The organism is Albibacillus kandeliae (assembly GCF_003116585.1).
Classification (GTDB): domain Bacteria; phylum Pseudomonadota; class Alphaproteobacteria; order Rhodobacterales; family Rhodobacteraceae; genus Albibacillus; species Albibacillus kandeliae.
Genome location: NZ_QEHM01000001.1, coordinates 176,711 through 195,902 on the forward strand (window position 1 = coordinate 176,711; position 19,192 = coordinate 195,902).

The 19,192-nt window shown below is 65.5% G+C and carries 15 protein-coding genes; 5 read left to right on the forward strand and 10 right to left on the reverse strand.

The window, feature by feature from the left end; translation table 11 throughout:
• Complete coding sequence (locus DDT93_RS00830; protein WP_109463896.1) at positions 1 to 1,587, reverse strand: MFS transporter; 1,587 nt, start codon at positions 1,585 to 1,587, stop codon at positions 1 to 3.
• A 239-nt stretch (positions 1,588 to 1,826) separates the two neighbouring features.
• Between DDT93_RS00830 and DDT93_RS00835 the strand changes: the two genes are divergently transcribed.
• On the forward strand, positions 1,827 to 2,744 hold the full coding sequence (locus DDT93_RS00835; RefSeq protein WP_109463897.1) for a LysR family transcriptional regulator: 918 nt from the start codon (positions 1,827 to 1,829) through the stop codon (positions 2,742 to 2,744).
• A 41-nt stretch (positions 2,745 to 2,785) separates the two neighbouring features.
• Here the strand turns inward: DDT93_RS00835 and DDT93_RS00840 are convergent, their stop codons facing one another.
• The 8 genes from DDT93_RS00840 to DDT93_RS00875 form a co-directional block, all read right to left on the reverse strand.
• Positions 2,786 to 4,543 carry an AMP-binding protein gene (locus DDT93_RS00840; RefSeq protein WP_109463898.1) on the reverse strand — a complete coding sequence of 586 codons (1,758 nt, stop codon included), beginning with the start codon at positions 4,541 to 4,543 and terminating at the stop codon, positions 2,786 to 2,788.
• A gap of 21 nt (positions 4,544 to 4,564) precedes the next feature.
• The gene (locus DDT93_RS00845) at positions 4,565 to 6,985 is read right to left on the reverse strand and encodes an amidase (protein ID WP_109463899.1); all 2,421 of its coding nucleotides are present in this window, start codon (positions 6,983 to 6,985) and stop codon (positions 4,565 to 4,567) included.
• Position 6,986: 1 nt separating this feature from the next.
• Positions 6,987 to 7,703 carry an ABC transporter ATP-binding protein gene (locus DDT93_RS00850; RefSeq protein WP_109463900.1) on the reverse strand — a complete coding sequence of 239 codons (717 nt, stop codon included), beginning with the start codon at positions 7,701 to 7,703 and terminating at the stop codon, positions 6,987 to 6,989.
• Positions 7,696 to 8,733, reverse strand: coding sequence for a branched-chain amino acid ABC transporter permease (locus DDT93_RS00855; protein WP_109463901.1), 1,038 nt, complete (start codon positions 8,731 to 8,733; stop codon positions 7,696 to 7,698). The genes DDT93_RS00850 and DDT93_RS00855 overlap by 8 nt, the downstream gene beginning before the upstream one ends.
• Entirely contained in the window at positions 8,733 to 9,599 is an 867-nt protein-coding gene (locus DDT93_RS00860; RefSeq protein ID WP_109463902.1) for an ABC transporter permease subunit, read from the reverse strand. Before DDT93_RS00860 ends, DDT93_RS00855 begins: the two co-directional genes overlap by 1 nt.
• Before the next feature lie 105 nt (positions 9,600 to 9,704).
• Complete coding sequence (locus DDT93_RS00865) at positions 9,705 to 10,928, reverse strand: urea ABC transporter substrate-binding protein (protein ID WP_109463903.1); 1,224 nt, start codon at positions 10,926 to 10,928, stop codon at positions 9,705 to 9,707.
• A 65-nt stretch (positions 10,929 to 10,993) separates the two neighbouring features.
• Positions 10,994 to 12,622: a flotillin family protein gene (locus DDT93_RS00870; protein WP_232825374.1), complete on the reverse strand. Its 1,629-nt coding sequence runs from the start codon at positions 12,620 to 12,622 to the stop codon at positions 10,994 to 10,996.
• Between the two features lie 144 nt (positions 12,623 to 12,766).
• Complete coding sequence (locus DDT93_RS00875) at positions 12,767 to 13,888, reverse strand: substrate-binding domain-containing protein (RefSeq protein ID WP_109463905.1); 1,122 nt, start codon at positions 13,886 to 13,888, stop codon at positions 12,767 to 12,769.
• Positions 13,889 to 14,011: 123 nt separating this feature from the next.
• On the opposite strand from DDT93_RS00875, the gene DDT93_RS00880 reads away from it, so the two are divergent.
• Positions 14,012 to 14,413: a MarR family winged helix-turn-helix transcriptional regulator gene (locus DDT93_RS00880; protein ID WP_232825340.1), complete on the forward strand. Its 402-nt coding sequence runs from the start codon at positions 14,012 to 14,014 to the stop codon at positions 14,411 to 14,413.
• 112 nt (positions 14,414 to 14,525) lie between these two features.
• Here the strand turns inward: DDT93_RS00880 and dctP are convergent, their stop codons facing one another.
• Positions 14,526 to 15,557 carry a TRAP transporter substrate-binding protein DctP gene (dctP, locus tag DDT93_RS00885; protein WP_109463907.1) on the reverse strand — a complete coding sequence of 344 codons (1,032 nt, stop codon included), beginning with the start codon at positions 15,555 to 15,557 and terminating at the stop codon, positions 14,526 to 14,528.
• A 265-nt stretch (positions 15,558 to 15,822) separates the two neighbouring features.
• Here dctP and DDT93_RS00890 point away from each other — a divergent pair, with 265 nt between their 5' ends.
• From DDT93_RS00890 to DDT93_RS00900, 3 genes are all read left to right on the forward strand, one after another.
• A complete protein-coding gene (locus tag DDT93_RS00890; protein WP_109463908.1) occupies positions 15,823 to 16,539 on the forward strand; it encodes a response regulator in 717 nt (238 codons plus the stop codon).
• On the forward strand, positions 16,536 to 17,945 hold the full coding sequence (locus tag DDT93_RS00895; protein ID WP_109463909.1) for a sensor histidine kinase: 1,410 nt from the start codon (positions 16,536 to 16,538) through the stop codon (positions 17,943 to 17,945). The genes DDT93_RS00890 and DDT93_RS00895 overlap by 4 nt, the downstream gene beginning before the upstream one ends.
• Before the next feature lie 356 nt (positions 17,946 to 18,301).
• A complete protein-coding gene (locus DDT93_RS00900; protein WP_109463910.1) occupies positions 18,302 to 19,177 on the forward strand; it encodes a fumarylacetoacetate hydrolase family protein in 876 nt (291 codons plus the stop codon).
• Positions 19,178 to 19,192: the final 15 nt, after the last annotated feature.

Consider the following 19,192-nt stretch of genomic DNA (forward strand, 5'->3'; position numbering starts at 1 on the left):
TCAGCCTTTCCTTGGGGTGATCAGGTGATGGATTTCGGGGGAAGATGTCAGCAGCGCGCGGATGCGGGCCTGCATCTCGGCTTCGGCACGGCTGACCCGGTCGTGGTGGCGCAGGTGATTGAGCCAGGACGCCTCGTGCCAGCTTTCGATCAGCCGGCCCGGCACCGAGGCGTCCTCGCGCAGGACCCAGCCATAGCCGCCGTGGGCGCGACGGCTGCGGCGCTGCTCTTTCATCAGCCCGAGGAACTCGGCGCGGGCGGGGGCGGGCACGTCGTAGGCGATCCAGATGGTCGTGGGGCCGTCGTTGTCGTCAGGCAGGGGGATGTCGGCCTCGGGCCAGTGGTGCGCGGGGCTCTGGTCGGCTCCGAGGCCGGAGAGCCGGGCGCGGGCGGTCAGCGGGATGGCGAGGACGAGGCCGATCGCGGCGACGAGCTGCGAGGTGCCGATCGAGCTGTGGGCCGCGACGGTGCCCCAGGCAAGGCTGCCAAGAGCCATCGCGCCGGAGAACACCGTCAGGAAGATGGCGAGGCCGCGGGCGCGCACCCAGTCGGGCAGGACGGACTGCGCGGCAACGTTCAGGCTCGACAGGACCGCGATCCATGCGGCGCCCGCCATCAACCCGGCGAGGAGGCCGGTGGCCGGGGTGGGCAGCAGGGCAAGCAGCCCGAGCGAGATGGCCATTCCGACAGTGCCCAGCCGGACGGTCCGGTCGGGCCCGAGCTTGCCCCGGAGGCCGGGCAGTACGAGGGCGCCGCCCACGGCACCGATCCCGACAGAGGCGAGCAGGGCACCGTACAGACCCGCGCCGCCCGAGAGGGTTTCGCGGGCGAAGAGCGGAAGCATCGACCAGAAGGCGCTGGCGAAGAGGAAGAAGCCGGTGGCGCGCAGGAGGACCAGCCGCAATCCCTTGGTGAAGACGGCGTAGCGCACACCTGCGATCATGGCGCCAAGAACGTGTTCGGCGGGAAGAGTTCGCTCGGGTTCGGCTGGCGGTTTCCACCAGATCAGGGCCGCGATGACCACGAGGGTCGAAAGCGCGTTGAGGGCAAAGGGCCAGACCAGCCCGAAGGCGGCGATCAGCATGCCCGCGACGGCAGGGCCCATGGCGCGGCTGATGTTGATCCCCATCGAATTGAGCGCCACGGCCGCCGTCAGATCCTCGCGCGGGACGAGCTTGGGGACGATGGCCTGCCAAGCGGGCGCGATGAAGGCCGCGCCGGAGCCGAGCAGGAAAGTGAAGATCAGCAGGAGAACCGGTGTCATGGCATCGACCTGCACGAGAACCGCGAGGATCATCGCGGTTATCGCGAGCAGCAGATTGACGATGAGCAGCAGCCTGCGCCTGTCGACGATGTCGGCCACGGCCCCTGCGAGCACCGCGAAGAGGAACACCGGCAGTGTCGTGGCTGCCTGGACCGCCGCAACGATCTGGGGCGAGGGGGCGAGGCTGGTCATCAGCCAGCCGGCGCCCACATCGTTCATCCATGTGCCGATGTTCGACACCACGGTCGCTCCCCAGAGGACAAGGTACGCCTTTTGCCGGAAAGGGCTCCAGGGGCTGCCGGAGTCGGTGGTCGTTGCGGTCATCGTCGTCGGTCCCTGGATGGTCGGTCGACAGGTCTCTTGGGGTCTGCAGCCGACGTTGACTTGGTAGCCGCGGTGCTTGGATGCGGCAGGGTGTTCGCCGTCAGAATGATCCCTTGAATTGTTTTGGTGAATATATGTAATTTATCATTCACCATTGCCTAAATCGTATGTAATCTTGCGAGATGATCTCTCGCCCCTTGCGGGCAGTATAGAACGTTCGGGACAGGAGAGCGGTCACGATGGGTGAAATCGAGGAGCTGCGGGTCTTCCTTGCCGTGGCACGCGAGCAGAGTTTCGTCGGCGCCGCCCGCGCACTGGGATTGCCTCCGCCCTCGGTGACCCGCTCCATCGCCGCGCTGGAGGATCGACTTGGGCTCCAGCTCTTCATCCGCACGACGCGCCGGGTCTCGCTCACCCCCGCAGGTGCCGATTATGCCGCCGAGATCGACCCGCTGCTGCAGGGCATCGGGCAGGCGACGGAGAACCTGCGTGACCGCCACGGTGACACCGCCGGTCTGATCCGCCTCAATGCCCCGATCGCCTTTGGCGCGGAGGCGCTGCCGGAGATCATCGCGCAGTTCCGGGCGCTGCATCCGCAGGTGACCTTCTCGGTCGTCCTGAACGACAGTTTCGTGGCCAGCGTCGATGACAGCTTCGATCTCGCCATCCGCATTTCGCAGGCGCCGCGCGAGGTGCTGAGCATCTGGCGCAAGATCTGCAGGGTCGACCGGGTCATCGCGGCATCACCGGCCTACCTCGAAGAACGTGGCGTGCCGGTACATCCCTCGGACCTGCAACACCACGTCTGCGTGGGACATGACGCGCAGGGGCGTGGAGAGGTGTGGGAGCTGCAGTCGGGCAAGGAGAGCCACCGCCTGCGGGTGGGGGAGGTTCTGTCGGTCAACAGTGCGGGGCTGATGGCGGGGCTGGCGCGCGCGGGTCAGGGGTTGGTGCTGCTGCCCCGCTTCATGATTGAGGCGGACCTGGCCAGCGGGGCGCTGGTGCAGGTGCTGCCCGGGTGGACGCCCCCACAGCTATGGCTGACGCTCTACTACCCGCCGCTGGACCGTCTGCCCGCGCGGCTGGATCTGTTCTCGGAGCACGTGGTGAAGAGCGTCACCGCGACGCGCGGTTTCTCGGTCTCGGAAGAGGGCTGAGGGGCGCGGGGCGGCAGGCGCAGGCTCCTCTGGCGGCGGCTTTAACCTATCAGGCCAAGTTCCTCGATCATCCGCTCGCGCATGACGAACTTCTGCACCTTGCCCGTGATCGTCATGGGCATGTCCTCGACGACACGGATATGGCGCGGGATCTTGTAGTGCGCGATCTGGCCCTCGCAACTAGCGCGCAGCTCCTCTGCGCTGAGCGCCTCGCCGGGGCGCGCGGTGGCCCAGGCGCAGACTTCTTCGCCGAACTTCTCGTCCGGGATGCCAAAGACCTGCACATCACTGACCTTCGGATGGCGGAGCAGGAACTCCTCTATCTCGCGCGGATAGATGTTTTCGCCGCCCCGGATGATCATGTCCTTCACCCGTCCGACGATGGCGCAGTAGCCTTCGGCGTCGAACATGGCGAGATCGCCGGTGTGCATCCATCCGTCGGTGCTGGCCTCGGCGGTCCGGGCAGGGTCGTCCCAATAGCCCTTCATCACCGAGTAGCCGCGCGTGCAGAGTTCGCCGCGTTCGCCCACCGGGACGATGCCGCCATCGGGGCCGACGAGCTTGATCTCGAGGTGAGGGTGTACCCGGCCCACGGTTTCACAGCGCTTGTCCGTCGGGTCGGCGACGAAGCTCTGGAAGGACACGGGCGAAGTTTCGGTCATGCCGTAGCAGATGGTGACCTCGGGCATGTTCATGTCGCGGTTCACGCGGCGCATGATCTCGACGGGGCAGGGTGCCCCCGCCATGATGCCGGTGCGCATGTTGCTCAGGTCGCGGGGCCGGGTTTCCAGCGCTTCGAGCATGGCGGTGAACATGGTCGGGACGCCATAGACCGCGGTGCAGCGCTCGCGTTCAAGCGCATCGAGCGTGGCGGCGGCGTCAAAGCCCTCGCCCGGAAAGACCATCGCGGCGCCCTTGCTGATCGCACCCAGCACGCCCATCACCATGCCGAAGCAATGATAGAGCGGTACGGGAATGGCCAGCTTGTCAGTCTCGGCCAGGTGAATCCGGTCGGTCACGAAGCGGGCGTTGTTGACGATGTTGTAGTGCGAAAGCGTCGCGCCCTTGGGGCTGCCCGTGGTGCCCGAGGTGAACTGTATGTTGATCGCGTCGTCGGGATTGAGCGTTGCGTCGATGGCCGGCAGGCGCAGGATCTGCGCGGGTCCGCCAAGCTGGCGGAGTTGCTCGAACGAGAACACGCCAGCCGCGGGCTCTTCGCCCATCACCACGACACTGCGCAGGTGCGGCAGCTTGGCGGCGTTCAACTGGCCGGGCTTGCACCGGTCCAGCTCGGGCGCGAGCTGGCGGATCATGCCGAGGTAGTCCGAGCTCTTGAAGGCACGCGCGCTGATCAGCGCCTTGCAGCCCACCTTGTTCAGGGCGTACTCCAGTTCGGCCAGACGATAGGCGGGGTTGATGTTGACCAGCACCGCGCCGATCCGCGCCGTGGCGAACTGGGTCAGCACCCATTCCAGCCGATTTGGCGACCAGATGCCGACGCGGTCCCCCTTGACCAGTCCCAGCGCCAGAAGGCCCGAAGCGAGTTCGTCGACCGCGCGGTCGAGATCGTAATAGCTCAGTCGCGCGTTCTGCTCGGGAAAGACCATCGCCTCGCGCGGGCCAAAGCGCGACACCGTCTCGCGCACCAGCTGCGGAATGGTGATATAGGCCAGCGCGGGGGCCGAGGGGCCGCGCACATAAGACATTCCGCCTTCGGGCGCGAGATTGACGGGAACAGCCTCCGTCGTCGCGTCCCAGCCGGAAATCCGGCTTGAAAGGCTCTCACTCAGGATCGACATCTTCGCCTCCCTTGGACTGGTTTACATGGCGCGCCAGTCGCCGCTCTGTTCGAACGCGTGCGCTGCCTGATAGATCTTCAACTCGCCGTAATGCGCCCCGACCAGCATCATCCCGATGGGAAGCCCTTCGCTCAGCCCGCAGGGCACGCTCATGGCCGGATGCCCCGCGCTGTTGAATGGCGCTGTATTGCCGATCATCTCGAAGGCGCGCTGGACATAGAGCGAGATCGAGCAGTCGGCAGGCGGGATTTCCTGCGATTTCATCGGCACGGTGGGCATCAGCAGCATGTCATACTGCTTCAGCGCTTCGCCGTATTTCGCCACGACCTTGCGCATGATGTTCTGGGCCTTGCCGTAGAACCGGCCGCGGTACTGGGTCTGGAAATACTCGCCGACGAACATCGAGACCTTGAGCGAATGCGACAGTTCGTCGGCGCGGCCGTGCCATTGCGCCATGTGGTCCATCATCGAGGGCAGGAACAGGCCGCGATAGTTCGACCCGGCGGAATGGCCCCACATCATGTGGTCCTGCAGTCCTTCCAGCGTGATCGCGGTCCAGCAGTCAATTGCCAGGTGATGCTCGGGGATCGAGACCTCCTCGACCCGCGCGCCGAGGTCGCGGAAACGCTCGGCCGCAGCCAGCACCTTCTGGTCCACGTCGGCCTCGCTCTCGGGGCGGTGGAAGCCCTCCTTGAGGATGCCGATGCGCAATCCCTGCGCGCCGCGCCCAAGCGCTTCGGTATAGCGGTAGACCCTTGGCTTGTACTGGCGCGGGTCCAGCCCGTCTTCGCCGGCCAGGACTTCCAGCAGCAGCGCGTTGTCGGCCACGGTGTTGGTGACAGGGCCCACGTGGTCGATGGTCTGCTCCACCGGCATCACGCCGGTATAGGGTACTAGGCCGTGGGTCGGCTTCATCCCGTAGACGCCGCAGTTGGACGAGGGGATGCGGATCGAGCCGCCCTGATCGCCTGCGATGGCCATGTCGGCGTCACCCGTGGCCACCAGAACGGCTGAGCCGCTGGAGGAGCCGCCGGCCATGTAGCCGTATTTCCACGGGTTGTGCACCGGCCCTTTGGCGCCGGTGTGAGAGCCGCCGGAGAGGCAGAAGTTCTCGCAATGCGATTTGCCCACGATGGTGGCGCCGGCGTCCAGCATCCGGGTGACGATGGTGGCGTCGATCTCGGGGGTGAACCCTTCCATGATCGAGGAGCCGTTCATCATCGGCACCCCGGCGAGGCAGACCGTATCCTTCAGCACGATGCGCTTGCCGCGCAGCGGACCGTCGGGCGCGCCGCGCACCTCGGCCTTCACGTACCAGGCGTTGAGCGGGTTCTCGGAATAGTCGGGAAAGTGCCCGGGCGAGCGGGGATAGCGCACCGAAGGCAGGTAGTCGGGCATCGCGTCGAGCCGGTCGTAGGACTGGAAGTTGGGCTCCATCAGCGACAGGAACTCGGCCAGGTCCTCGTCCGAGAGGTTCATCCCGAACCGCTGCGCCATTGTGCGCATCTGCGAAAGCGAGGGGCGTTTGATCGTCATGTTGTTCACCTGCGAAGTCGGGGCGTGGCTGAAGCCGGCGGCCGGTTCGGGGCGGGCCGCGAGATTGAAGTCTGAGGGGGCGGCCTGCGATGTGACCGGGCGCGCACCGGAAGGCCGTGCTGCTGCCGGGGCGGCGCCGGGGCGCGGGGCCGGAGTGGCGTTGCCACGGGTAGAGCGGGCAGCGCCAAAGCCAAGGAACTGGTCCACCTTGGACTGGTTGGAAAGGTCCTCGCGGCTCAGCGCGCCGGTGATCCGGCCCCGTTCCAGCACGAGGACACGGTCCGACAGATCGGAAATGAAATCGAAGTTCTGCTCGACCAGCAGCACCGACAGCCCGCGCGATTTGCGCAAAGCGAGGAGCGTTTCGGCCATTTCCTCGATGATCGAGGGCTGGATTCCCTCCGTCGGCTCGTCGAGCAACAGAAGCTCGGGGTCTCCCATCAGGCAACGCGCCAGCGCGAGCAACTGCTGCTCGCCGCCCGAGAGCGCCCCGCCATCGCGATCCAACAGCGGGCGCAGGCGGGGGAAGTCGACGAGGACGCTTTCCATCACGTCGTGTTCGGAGGCGCCGGAATAGTCGTGCCAAGCAAAGCGCAGGTTGTCGCGCACCGACAGCTGCGGGAAGATCCCGCGCCCCTGCGGCACGTGTCCCAGCCCAAGCCCGGCACGTTCGTAGGGGGCCATGCGCGTGATGTCCGCGGAGTGGAACCGCACGGTCCCCGCCGTGGCGGGCAGGAACCCCATCAGGGTCTTGAGCAGGGTGGTTTTGCCCATGCCGTTGTGGCCAAGGATGCCCACCACTTCGCCCTCGGAGACGGAGATATCTATTCCGTGCAGGATCGGCACCTTGCCGTACCCTCCCGAAAGCCCCTTCACCTCGAGCGTGATTGCCCTGTCTTCCACCATGTCAGGCCTTCTTTCCCAGATAGACGTTGCGGACCTGCGGATCGGCCATGACGCGATCCACGTGGTCTTCCATCAACACGGCGCCCTGGTGGAACACCGTCACCACCTCGGCGATGGAGCGGATGAACTGCATATCGTGTTCGACGATCACGATGGCGGCGGTCTTGTTCAGTTCGTGGATGATGCCGGTCATTCGCTCGACGTCTTCCGCGCTCATGCCCGCCGCCGGTTCATCGAGCAGCACCAGCCAGGGGTCGCCCACCGCGACGAGACCCAGTTCGACCCGCTGCCGCTCGCCGTGGGCCAGCTGGCCGAGGGCGTTGCGGGCAATCGGGCCAAGCGCCAGCCGCTCGATCATCTCGGCGGTCTTGCGGTTGGCCTCCTCGGGTGGGTGGAACCGCCGGGCGGCCAGCCAGATGTTTTCGTGGACAGTGAGGTTGTCCATCACCGAGGGGGTCTGCATCTTGATGCCGACCCCCAGCGAGGCGATCTGGTGCGGCATCCAGTGGGTGGTGTCGTGACCCCGCATGTACACCTGTCCCTCGGTCGGCGTCTGCAGGCCGGTGACACACTTGAAGAAGGTCGACTTGCCCGCGCCATTGGGGCCGATCAGGCAGCGCAGCTCGCGCGCGCGCAGCCTGAAGTTCACGTTGTCGGCAGCGGTCACGCCGCCGAACCGCATGGTCAGCGCGCGGGTTTCCAGAACGATCTCAGCCATGGAGGCGCTCCCGGTTGCGCGACCGCCGCGCCTGGTGGATGCGGCCGAGCGGGCGGCGTCCGAAACTGATGCGCCAGAGCGAGACAAGGGCAGGGACGATGCCGCGCGGCAGGAACAGGACGAAGAGCACGAGGATCAGGCCGAGGATCAGGGTATTGTCGATCAGGTGCTGCTGGCCGAGCAGGAACTTGACATAGGCCAGCCCTGCGGCGCCGAGGATCGGTCCGAGCCGGGTGCCGAGACCTCCGACGATGCACCAGATGATGATCTCGGCGGACTGGCCCAGCGAGAAGAGGTTGGGGGTGACGATTTCGCCCCAGTTGGCAAAGAGCGCGCCTGCAAGCCCCGCGATGGCCGCGCCGGTCGAGAAGAGCACGGTCTTGCGGGCGCGGACGTCGTAGCCCATCAGCGACATGCGGGTCTCGTTCTCGCGGATGCCGACGGCGATGCGCCCGAAGCTCGATCTGAGCAGCGCCGAGACCAGCAGGAAGACGATGGCCAGCGCCACGGCGCAGACATAGAAGTAGGCGTCGCCCCAGATATAGGCGCCGGGGTCGCCGGGCACGTTCAGCGTCTGAAAACCGGGGATGCCGTTGAACCCGCCCATCCGCGCGTTGCCGATCACGTACTGCGGTCCGGCGGTGGAGTTCATGAACTTGAAGAGGATCAGCGTGACCACCAGCGTGATGACGCCAAGGTACACGTCCGTGAGGCGCCCGTAGAACATCATTGCCCCGAGCAGCGCGGCAAAGATCGCGGGCACCAGCACGGCCAGGATCATCGGAAGGGTGCTTTCTCCGATGTTGATGGCGGCGATGGCATAGGTATAGGCCCCGAGCCCGAAGAAGGCGGCCTGCCCGAAGCAGAGAATGCCGCCGAACCCCCAGATCAGCCCGAGACTAAGCCCCAGCATGCCGTAGATTACCAGCACGGTGAGGGTGTAGGTGCCGATCAGCAGCGGCATGATCCAAAGGAGGATGGCGGTGACGATGACGGTTGCGATCACGTCGCGCGAGAGGCTGCCCTGCATCACAGCTTACCCTTGAAGAAGCGCCCGGTGATGCCCTGCGGCAGCAGACGCAGCAAGATCACGGCGGCGATCAGCAGGGCGACCTCTCCGATCACGGGCGAAATGGCGAAGGTGAAGACCTGGCTGACCACGCCGAAGACCCCGGCGCTGGAGAGCAGCCCGGCGACGAGCGAGGGGCCGCCGGCGATCACGGTGATGAAGGCCTTGGCGATATAGGCCCCGCCAGAGGTCGGCACGAGACCGACCAGCGGCGCGAGCACGGCGCCCGCGAGACCCGAGAGCGCGGAGCCGCAGAAGAAGGTCGCCATGTAGATGCGGTCAGGCGAGTACCCGAGCGTTGCGGCCATGTCGGCGCGCTGCATGGCGCCACGGGCGATCAGCCCGGCGCGTGTGGTCTTGAGCACGGCGAGGATGCCGATCAGCAGCAGGACGGCCACCACGATGATGAAGAAGTTGTAGCCGTTGATCTGGTAACCCCCGACGGCGAACCCGGGGATCGGTGTGGAGATGCCGGTGGTGGTGTTGCCGAAGATCATGGTCGTCAGGCCGATGAAGAACAGGCTCAGCCCCCAAGTGGCGAGCATCGTGTCGACCAGACGGCCATAGAGATGCCGGATCACCAGGCGCTCGACCACGAGACCGATCAGGCCGACGATCAGCGGGGCGATGATCAGCATGGCGACAAAGACGTTAACGCCAAGTCCGACGGCGGTAATCGTGGCATAGCCGCCCATCATCATGAATTCGCCATGCGCCAGGTTGATCACCTTCATCATGCCGAAAACCACCGCCAGGCCCGCTCCGATCAGGATCAGCGAGGCGACGGCGTAGAGCATCTCCACCAGTATGACGAATGAAAGGTCCATCTGTTCTTTCGATCTTCTCACGCGTGCAGGAGCCCGGCCCCCGGAGGCTCCGGGGGAGGGAAGGGTGGGGCGGCGCAGGGCCACCCCACAAAAGACGCGGTTGCGTCAGATCTGGATTTCGTACTGGGTGTTGTCGTCCGGGTTGGTTTCCAGATCACAGACCGCCTGCGTGTCGATCGGCGGGCGCTGCTGCAGCGTCTCGATCACATCCATCTTCTGATCCTTGAACTTCATCAGGTGGACGTCGACGGTTGAGTGATGGGTCTTGGGGTCGACAGTGTAGGTGCCGGCAGGGCCATCGACGGCGATCCCCGTCTCCAGCGCCTTGACCACCGCGTCGTGCTCCACCGACCCGGCCATTTCCACGCCCTTGGCCCAGGTATGCACTCCGTAATAGGTCGATACCGCCAGCTCGTGCAGCGCCGAGGGATCGCCATAGGCCGCGCTCCAGCGTTCCTTGAAGGCGTTGTTGGCAGGTGTGTCGAGATCCTGGCTGTAGGAGTAGGCGACCATGATGCCGTCTCCCTCTTCCGGGGTCAGGACCTTGTGTTCATTGCCGACGCCGAGCGTGGTCGAGGCCAGCGGGATCTTGTCCTTCATGCCCGAGGCGGCCCATTGCCGGAAGAAGCTCAGGTGTGCCCCGCCGACGAGTGGTGCGAGGATCAGGTCGGGTGCGGCGGTCTGGATCTTGGCGATGGTCGCGCCAAAGTCGGCCACGTCGAGCGGGAAGAAGTCGGTCTCGACCACTTCGCCACCGGCATCCTGCACGAACTTCTGGATCCAGCGCGCGGTGATCTGGCCGTAGTTGTAGTCGGCCGCCAGCGTGTAGACCTTCTTGCCACCCGCTTCCTTCATCGCCCAGGGCACCAGCACCTCGGCCTGCTGTGCCGGGGTCACCCCGTTGCAGAAGATGTTGCGGTCACAGACCCCGCCTTCATACTGGACGTTGTAGAAGTAGAGCGTATTGGTCTTGCGCATGGTCTGGCGGATCGCCTCGCGCGAGGCCGAGAGGATGCCGCCGTGCACCACGTCGACCTTGTCCTGCCGGGTGAGCTGCTGGGCATACTGCGAGTAGAGCGCCATGTCGGACTGGGTGTCATAGGCCTTGACCTCGAGCTGACGGCCAAGGACGCCGCCTGCACCGTTGATCTCGTTGACCGCGAGGCGCAGCGCCATGTCCATCGGTTTGCCGTAGGCATCGAAGATGCCCGAGGTGTCGAGGATCGACCCGACCTTGATGGTGTCGGCGGCGAGAACCGCCCTGGGCAGCATGGCCGTTCCTGCCATTGCCGCGGTGGTGCCAAGGAATTTCCGTCTGTTAAGTGTCATTGCACTTACCTCCGTGTTGTCAGTTTTTCATTGCATGCGCGGGTGTTGGTCCCCGCGTCACCGGGTCATCTGTCGTTGTCGCGGTCGAGGTCGCGCGGGGCAGGGCGCTCGCCCGAGGGCTTGCCCTTGATGCGGTTGGCGTAGTCCGCGGTGCGGCCCGCGAGGTTGGCGTCGAAGTCGAGACCGATTTCCTCGCCCATCTGCTTCATCGCGGGCAGGCGCACCGCCATGCCGAGGATCTGGTCCATCGCCGCGCCAAAGGCGCCGTCGACACCGCCCTCTCCGGATCCTCCGGCACCGCCGCCGATCCCGCCGATCTGGTTGATCCGGATCGAGTCGATCTTTTCGACCGGCTTCATCATCTGGGTCATGATCTCGGGCATCCGGTCGAGCTTGCGCTCTTCCAGCCGCATCCGGATCACCGCGTCGGAGAGCGTGTTCTCGGCCGAATTGAGCGCGGTGCGGCCTGCGGCCTCGGCTTCCATACGGGCACGCTCGGCTTCGGCCTGCTTGGCGGCGGCCGTCGCTTCGGCCTGGGCGCGGGCGAGCAGGGTGTCGACCTCGCGCTTGACGCGGGCGTCTTCGAGTTCGCTGTCTTTCTGCTGTTTCAGGCGCGCGATCTCGCGCTCGCGTTCGGCCTGGGCGCGTTCCTTCTGGGCCTGCACGTGCTCGGCGGCGAGCAGGACCTTGGCGCGCGCCTCTTCCTCGGCGGCCTTGGCCTCGGTCTCTTCGGCGCGCTTGCGGGCCAGCTGGATGCCGTTGGCGATCTTGGTTTCTTCGAGCGAGAGGATCGCGGCCATCTCGGTCTTGCGCAGCGCCTCGTCGTTCTCGACCTGGCTCGACTTCACCCGCGCGTCATTCTCGATGCGCGCGGTCTCCGCAGTCAGGCGGGCCTCGTCGCGGGCGAGTTCCTCGCGCGATTTCGCCTCGGCTTCCAACTTGACGAGGTATTCCTGCTGCGCGATGTCGGCCTCGCGCTCGGCGCGCTTGATCTCGAGGGCGCGCTGGTGCTGGGCCAGCTGGCTCTCGCGGACCGCGATATCGGCCTCGGTCTCGACCTTCACGCGGGCCTTGCGCTGGTCGGCAACAAGTTCTGCCAGCCGGCGCATCCCCTGCGCGTTGAAGGCGTTGTTCTCGTTCCACTGGCTCAGGTCGCTCTGGTCGACATGGATGAGCGAGGCGGAAACCAGCGTCAGGCCCAGCCGCTGCGCCTGCAGTTCGACGGCGGTGGCCACGTCGAAGGCAAACCCGGCACGGTCGAGGTGGATTTCTTCGAGCGACCTCGCGGCGGCGGCGTTCTGGATGGCGTTGACCAGCGTGCCAGACATCACGTCCTCGAGGCTGTCCGCGCCCTGTGCGATGCGGTAGCCGAGGGCCTGCGCGGCAGTGGCGATGCCCTGCTCGGTGGGGGCCACGCGCAGCTCGCAGTCAAAGCTCAGGTCGGCGCGCATCTGGTCGCGGGTCAGCACCGCGTTGCGCCCGGTGCGCGCGGTCTGGAAACTGAGCGCCCCCATCGACACGCGCTGGACCTTGTGAAGGATCGGCAGGGCGAGACATCCGCCGTCGATCACCACGCGGCGCCCGCCGAGGCCGGTGCGCACGAGGGCGCTGTCGAGTGTTGCCTTGGCGTAGTAACGCTGAAGGAACCAGATGCCGACAAGCAAGATGAGCGCGGCAAGCACCAGAAGGGCCATCCAGAGCACTGTGTCTCTCCCTGTTATGGAGTTATCCCGGCCTCTGAACGGGCACGGGTTATCATTGCCATGACGGTGGGAGATTTTATTTTCCGTTTCAAGTAAAAAGTTGAATTGGAAAATTTATACTATCAAGATATTGATTTAGAACGATGTTATGACTTCGAACTTTAACCCATCAGCGCGTGCTAGGTAGATGGGGGCGCGTCCGGGGCGCTGGATTCCGTTCCTTTTTCGCCCGCTGCGGTGAATCACCGGCAGGGCGTTCGTCAGGCTGCCGGTGCGCCAGGTCTCGGGGTAGCTGGCCAGCAGACCGGCGAGGAAATGGACGCCCTCGTAGGTGGACTGACCGAGGGCATTCAGCACCGGCGCCTGATCTCCGTGCAGCCCGTAGTAGGTTTCCTTGAAGGCGGCATTCGCCTCGGTTGGCAGGGTGCCGAAGTAGGCCGAGGCCACGAACAGCCGCTTGGCATTGCGGGCACCGCTGGCCAGCAGGGCGTTCTCGTCGATGGCGCAGGAGAGGCGCACCACGCGGGAGTGCAGCCCGGCGGCGCCGAAGGCCCGGTTGAAGGCCACCGCATCCTGCCCGACCAGTGAAATCAGGATCGCCTCGGCCCCCGAGTTTCCGATCTCCTCCACGTGGCGCGCCATGTTGCTCAACCCGAAGGGCAGGTACCTCTCGTAGGCCAGATCGACCGACATCGCCTTGAGCTTGGACTTTGCATAGAGGTGCGACATGCGCGGCCAGACGTAGTCGTTGCCGATCAGCGCCCAACTCTTCGGGCGGTACTCGCTCTGGATCAGTTCGATTGGCGGGCCGAGCTGCTCGTCGGGCGTCTCGCCGATGGCATAGAGGCCAGCGGTGGTTTCGCCCCCCTCATAGAGTGGGGTGTAGATGTAGGGGATGCGCTGGCGGACCACCTTGCTGAGCCGCTGCCGGATCGCGCTGATGTGCATCCCGACGATGGCGTCGATGGAGCCGGTCTCGATCAGGTCGTTCACCGTCTCCTCGATCGGCAGCGAGGATTCCTGCGCCGAGTCGATCATGATGAGCTGGACCTTGCGCCCGTTCACCCCGTTGGCCCGGTTCAGCTCTTCCACGGCCGCCTGGGCGCTGGAGATGCAGGAGGGCGCCCAGATGCCAGCGGCGCCGCAGAGCGGGATCAGTAGGGCGATGCGATAGGTGCTCCGCGCTGCGGCCAAGGGGCCGTCACGCAATTCGTCCAGTTCAGTCGGGACGAACGGCTCGGATGCAAACCTGTTCATGTCAGCCACGCCCTTTCCGCGGGGATCGGGAATTGACACATTGCATTTGAGTTTATTTTCCAAGTCAACTAAATTCTGAGCAGCCAAGGATCGACAGGCGCGATGGATCACTCGGAGAGCCCAATGAATAACCTTGTTTCCTATGCTCTTGCCGCGGCGCACCGGCGAGTCAGTGCCTCGCTCAATGCGCGCCTGCGCAAGCACGGCATCCAGATCGAGGCATGGCGCCTGCTGGAGGCGCTGGACTCAGGGCAGCGTTTCACCATGGGCGAGCTGGCGGATATCGTGCTGATGAACCCGCCGACCCTGACCAAGCTGGTCGACCGGATGGTGTCCGACGGTCTGGTTCACCGGCAGGTCGCCCAGAACGACCATCGCAAGATCAACGTGTTGCCGACCCCGCTGGGGCGGAAGCGGATGATGCAGATCCGTGAGGAGATCGAGGAAGAGGACGCAACCATCCTTCGCCAGCTTGGCGAGAGCGACTCGCAGAAGCTGATCAGCCTGTTGCAAGGGATCAGCTGAGCGGCCGGGGGCGCTTTTCGTTCAGGCGCAGTGGCATGGCATTGGGACTTGCTGTTCCGGGATCAGCGCGAGGGGTGCCCGCGCTGAACTTGTTTGATCTCCGGGATCCGTTCTATTGCGCGCTGTCGCGCATGATGACCCGCATCCGGTCGAGGACGGAGAGCATCGGAAGGCCGGTCTCGGCTTCCTGTTCCCGGGCCCAGTCGTTCTGCACCTCCTCGTACTTGGTCGCCGTGGCGAAGGCTTCGATCTCGGCGGGCTCAAGCGTGCGCACCGTCGCGCCCTGCGCCGTCAGCTCCTGCACTTCGGCCTCGAGGCTTCTGTCCATGACCTCGCCCAGCTGGCGATAGGAATACTCGGCTGCGCGCGCGATGGCCTGCTGATCTTCGTGGGGCAGTGCAGCCCATACCGACTTGTTCATCACGACGGGATAGAGGTGCCCCAGCCAGAGGTTTCGCGAGAGCAGGACGTTCGGTGCGTGGTCGTACACCTTCAGGTCGTTTCCGCTGTCCACGTTGACCATGAGGCCGTCAAGCGTGCCGTCGCGAAGCGCATCATAGACCTCCTGACCCCAATGCATCCTCACCGGGGTCGCGCCTGCGTTCTCGAGGAAATCGAGGTGCCAGAAGCTGGCGGAACGCCACGCGCCGCCAGCCACCCCGGGCAGCGAGCTCATCGGCTCGGTGCTGAAAAAGGCGACCGGATAACCGGTGCCAAGGAAGACCGGAACGAGGTTGTTCCGGTCGAGTTCTTCCGAAAACTCGGGAATTTCGCGGTAGACGCGCCGGAACAGTTCGACCTGTTCGTCCCCGGCGGGACCCACAAGGAAGCTCTTGAAGAGCTGATGCAACGGAAGCTCCTTGGCGGTGTACTCCGGCACTGTCGTCGCCAAGTCCGTTGCCGACCCGTCGGCCACCGCGCCCAACGCATCATAGGCGGCGGCAACCTCTCCGTTCCACTGTGCCTCGACCCTCAGCCGGCCCCGCGACTCCCGCTTGATGGCGGGAAAGAAGACCTCGGACAGGAACTTCGTGCGCATGCCGTCCAGCGGCTGGTGGTCCGAGTAGCGAAGAACGGTTTCCGCCGAGGCGGCGGGCGCGAGGAACAGGGCGGCTAGCAGGGCTGCGGTATATCTGAGGGTCATGGGTGGGGTACCTTCTCTTTGGTTTGCTTTCGCAAGGGCGCGCCAGGTCCGATTGCGGCAGAGGTGCCGCAAGGGGCGCGTCCCCGGATGCAGCAGGGTCTAGCCGCCAGATGTCGCAGGGGTTTGCCGCGAACTGGGGAAACTGTATCAAAGTGTAACACGGGGGCGGTGCAGGGGCGGCCCGGGCTTACCAATCATTACAATGTTGAGTGATGTCTCGCGGCGGCGGATGGTCTAGGTTGGGCCGAGCCAGCGAAAGTGCGTCATGCAAGACCAGTTCCACATTGCCGTCGTGGATGATCACGGGGAGATCCGCGACCTCGTCGGGGCCTATCTGTCCCGGCATGGCTATCGGACGAGCCTGGCCGGCGGGGCGGCCGAGCTGCGCGCCCTGATTGAGCGGGATGCGCCGGACCTGATCGTGCTCGACATCATGATGCCGGGCGAGAGCGGTCTGGACCTCTGCCGCGAGATCAGGGGCAATAGCGATCTGCCGATCATCTTCCTGACCGCGGTGGGAGACGAGACCGACCGCATCGTCGGGCTGGAACTGGGCGCGGACGACTACCTTGTCAAACCCTTCAATCCCCGCGAGCTGCTGGCCCGGATCCGGGCGGTTTTGCGTCGTACGGCGGGCGGGGCGGAGAGCAGCAGGCGCGCACCGGCCCGGCTGGCCTTTCACCGCTGGACACTGGATCTGGGCCGTCGCGAGCTGGAACGGGACGACGGGCTGAGCGTGGCGCTGAGCACGGCGGAATTTCGGCTTCTAAGGGTCTTTCTCGACCATCCCCGGCAGGTGCTGACGCGCGACCAGTTGCTGGACCTGACGGTAGGCCGGACGGCGGGGCCGTTCGACCGAAGCATCGACAACCAGGTGAGCCGTCTGCGGCGCAAGATCGAGGCGGAGCCGAAATCGCCCGAGATCATCCAGACCTACTGGGGCGGTGGATACTGCCTCGCGGCGGATGTCGGCTCCTCATGACCCGATGGTGGCGGAGGAGCATGGTCGGGCAGGTCGTGATCCTGCTGCTGACCGTCCTGATCGTCGGCCAGGGTGTCGGCTTTCTGTTGTCCTGGTCTGGTCGCAAGGAGGCGCTGCGCGTGGCGGCGCAAAGCGAGTTCATCAGCCGCACCGCCTCGCTGGTGCAGGTCGTTGACGGGATGGCCCCGGACCTGCGACGCGACGTGCTGCTGGCGAGCGCCACGTCGCATACGCGCTACTGGGTTACCCCGGACGATCCGCGCGGGCTGGGCCGGACCTGGTACGTGGACGCACGGGAATACCTGCTGGAGCCGCTCTCGGGGATCATCAATGCCGATCCGGCGACAGATGGGGCGCTCGACGAAGACGCGCAGCGCCGCATCGTGGAGAGCAAGACGTTCGTCGGCTGGTCCGATCTTGACTCGCCGCTTTGGACCAATCCCACCGGGGCCAGCGTTCTGCCCTTCGAGGGGCAGATCGGGCTGGGCCTCGCCGTTCCGCTGGCCGACGGGACATGGCTAAACGCCATTTTCTACAAGCGTTATCAAGCCGATATGGAGCTGCTGCGATCACTGCTGCCGACTCTTGTTACCGCTGTCCTGCTCTGTGTCGTCGGGGCGCTCTCGGCGCGTTGGATCGCCAACCCGCTCAGGCTCCTGACCGAGGCAGCCGGGGCGGTCGGGCGGGGGGAGCCGAAGGAGGTGCATCTGGAGCGCGGGCCGAGGGATATCCTCGAACTGCAGGACGCGTTCAACCGGATGCAAGAGCGGTTGCACCGTTTCGTTGAGGACCGCACGTTGATGCTGGCGGCGCTGGGGCATGACCTCCGAACGCCGATGACGGCGCTGCGGCTGCGGGCAGAGATGCTGGAGGACCCCGCGCTGCGCGAACCCATCATCGCGACGCTGGACGAGATGACCCGCATGGCCGAAACGACGCTGTCCTTCGCGAAGAACGAGGCCACGGCAGAACAGACACGCCTTGTGGACCTCGGCGCTCTAGTTGAGAGCCTTTGCGACGATCTGGCCATGCTCGGGCATGACGTTACCTGCAGCGATACGGGCACCATTACCCTGCGCTGTCGCCCGGACGCCCTGCGACGGGCGGTGCGGAACCTGTTGGAGAACGCCCTGCGCTACGCGGGTCACGCGCGCGTGACGGTGAGGGAAAGCGACCGGCAGGTGGAGATCGTGGTCGAGGACAGCGGGCCGGGTATCCCCGCCGACCAGCTCGCGCGCGTGTTCGAGCCATTTTACCGGGTGGAGCAGTCGCGGAGCGCGGCGACCGGCGGGGTCGGCCTTGGCCTTGCCATCGTGCGGGCGGTCGCGCGGCAGCATGGGGGCGAGGTCACCTTGCGCCCGAATGCGCCCGGCCTCAGCGCCTGCATCGTACTGCCCCGCGATTAGGCGACACCTCTCCGTTCCGTCAGTACGTCCGATCGCATGGCGGCCTGCGGCCCGCCCGTCGCCTTGCCCGAAGCCGTGTCGCGGAGGCGTTTGGCGACAGAACGCATAGATAGCAAATGCCTATCGCTCAGACACTTTTGCAATCTACTCCTATCGCTCTTTTCCAACCAAGGTGCCCTTCAGGGTGGCGCATTGCGCGGCGGTGGCCCCGGTCTGCCAGTCGCTCACGCGGGGCGGAGGAGCAGCAGGCGGCGCCTGCCGGGTAGGCCGCACCGGGCCGGGCATTGACCGGTGTTCGAGGCTGTTCCGCGCGGTACGAGAGCTGAGATCATGCATGAAAAAGAGAGGAGAACGCGATGAAATTTATGGCCTTTTCAAAGGATGGCAGCAAGGGGCTGGCGGTGGAGCAGGACGGCGTCTATCGCGGCCTGACCGAGGCTGACCCGTCCTATCCGGGTGATCTGCTGAGCCTGATCCAGTCCGATGGCCTTGCCGCTGCGGCCAAGACGCTCGCGAACGGCGCCCCCGTGGACATGGCGTCTGTCACCGTGCTGCCGCCGGTCGAAACCCCGGAAAAGATCGTCTGCGTCGGCCTCAACTACCACGATCACTCGGCCGAGAGCGGTTACGAGCAGCCGAGTTTTCCGACCCTGTTCAGCCGATTCAATTCGTCGCTGATCGGCCATGGTGCCCCGATGGTGCGGCCCGCCGTGTCAGCCGAACTCGACTACGAGGGCGAGCTGGTCGCGATCATCGGTCGCGAGGCACGCAACGTGTCCGAGGCGGACGCGCTGGACTATGTCGCTGGCTATTCGATCTTCAATGATGGCTCTATCCGCGACTACCAGTTCAAGGCGCCGCAGTGGACGCCCGGCAAGAATTTCGACGACAGCGGCGCCTTCGGTCCCGTGTTCGTGACCGCCGATGCGCTGCCGAAGGGCTGCGTCGGGCTGGAGCTGACCACCCGGCTGAACGGCAAGGTCGTCCAGAACGCGATGATCGACGACATGGTGTTCTCGGTCGCGCAGATCGTTTCGGTCTGTTCCAGCTTCATGACCCTCAAGGCGGGCGACGTGATCGTCACCGGCACCCCGGCGGGCGTCGGGGCAGGGCGCACGCCCAAGCTGTGGATGAAGGACGGCGACGTCTGCGAGGTGGAGATCTCGGGCATCGGCATCCTCTCGAACCCGATCCGCGACGAGGTCGTCTCGCGCGTGGCCGAAACGGCCTGACGCGCAACAAGGGGA

Coding starts and splice junctions, on each gene's coding strand:
- DDT93_RS00830 (WP_109463896.1), bottom strand. CDS start 1,587: ATGACCGCAACGACCACCGACTCCGGCAGCCCCTGGAGCCCTTTCCGG.
- DDT93_RS00835 (WP_109463897.1), top strand. CDS start 1,827: ATGGGTGAAATCGAGGAGCTGCGGGTCTTCCTTGCCGTGGCACGCGAG.
- DDT93_RS00840 (WP_109463898.1), bottom strand. CDS start 4,543: ATGTCGATCCTGAGTGAGAGCCTTTCAAGCCGGATTTCCGGCTGGGAC.
- DDT93_RS00845 (WP_109463899.1), bottom strand. CDS start 6,985: ATGGTGGAAGACAGGGCAATCACGCTCGAGGTGAAGGGGCTTTCGGGA.
- DDT93_RS00850 (WP_109463900.1), bottom strand. CDS start 7,703: ATGGCTGAGATCGTTCTGGAAACCCGCGCGCTGACCATGCGGTTCGGC.
- DDT93_RS00855 (WP_109463901.1), bottom strand. CDS start 8,733: ATGCAGGGCAGCCTCTCGCGCGACGTGATCGCAACCGTCATCGTCACC.
- DDT93_RS00860 (WP_109463902.1), bottom strand. CDS start 9,599: ATGGACCTTTCATTCGTCATACTGGTGGAGATGCTCTACGCCGTCGCC.
- DDT93_RS00865 (WP_109463903.1), bottom strand. CDS start 10,928: ATGACACTTAACAGACGGAAATTCCTTGGCACCACCGCGGCAATGGCA.
- DDT93_RS00870 (WP_232825374.1), bottom strand. CDS start 12,622: ATGGCCCTTCTGGTGCTTGCCGCGCTCATCTTGCTTGTCGGCATCTGG.
- DDT93_RS00875 (WP_109463905.1), bottom strand. CDS start 13,888: ATGAACAGGTTTGCATCCGAGCCGTTCGTCCCGACTGAACTGGACGAA.
- DDT93_RS00880 (WP_232825340.1), top strand. CDS start 14,012: ATGAATAACCTTGTTTCCTATGCTCTTGCCGCGGCGCACCGGCGAGTC.
- dctP (WP_109463907.1), bottom strand. CDS start 15,557: ATGACCCTCAGATATACCGCAGCCCTGCTAGCCGCCCTGTTCCTCGCG.
- DDT93_RS00890 (WP_109463908.1), top strand. CDS start 15,823: ATGCAAGACCAGTTCCACATTGCCGTCGTGGATGATCACGGGGAGATC.
- DDT93_RS00895 (WP_109463909.1), top strand. CDS start 16,536: ATGACCCGATGGTGGCGGAGGAGCATGGTCGGGCAGGTCGTGATCCTG.
- DDT93_RS00900 (WP_109463910.1), top strand. CDS start 18,302: ATGAAATTTATGGCCTTTTCAAAGGATGGCAGCAAGGGGCTGGCGGTG.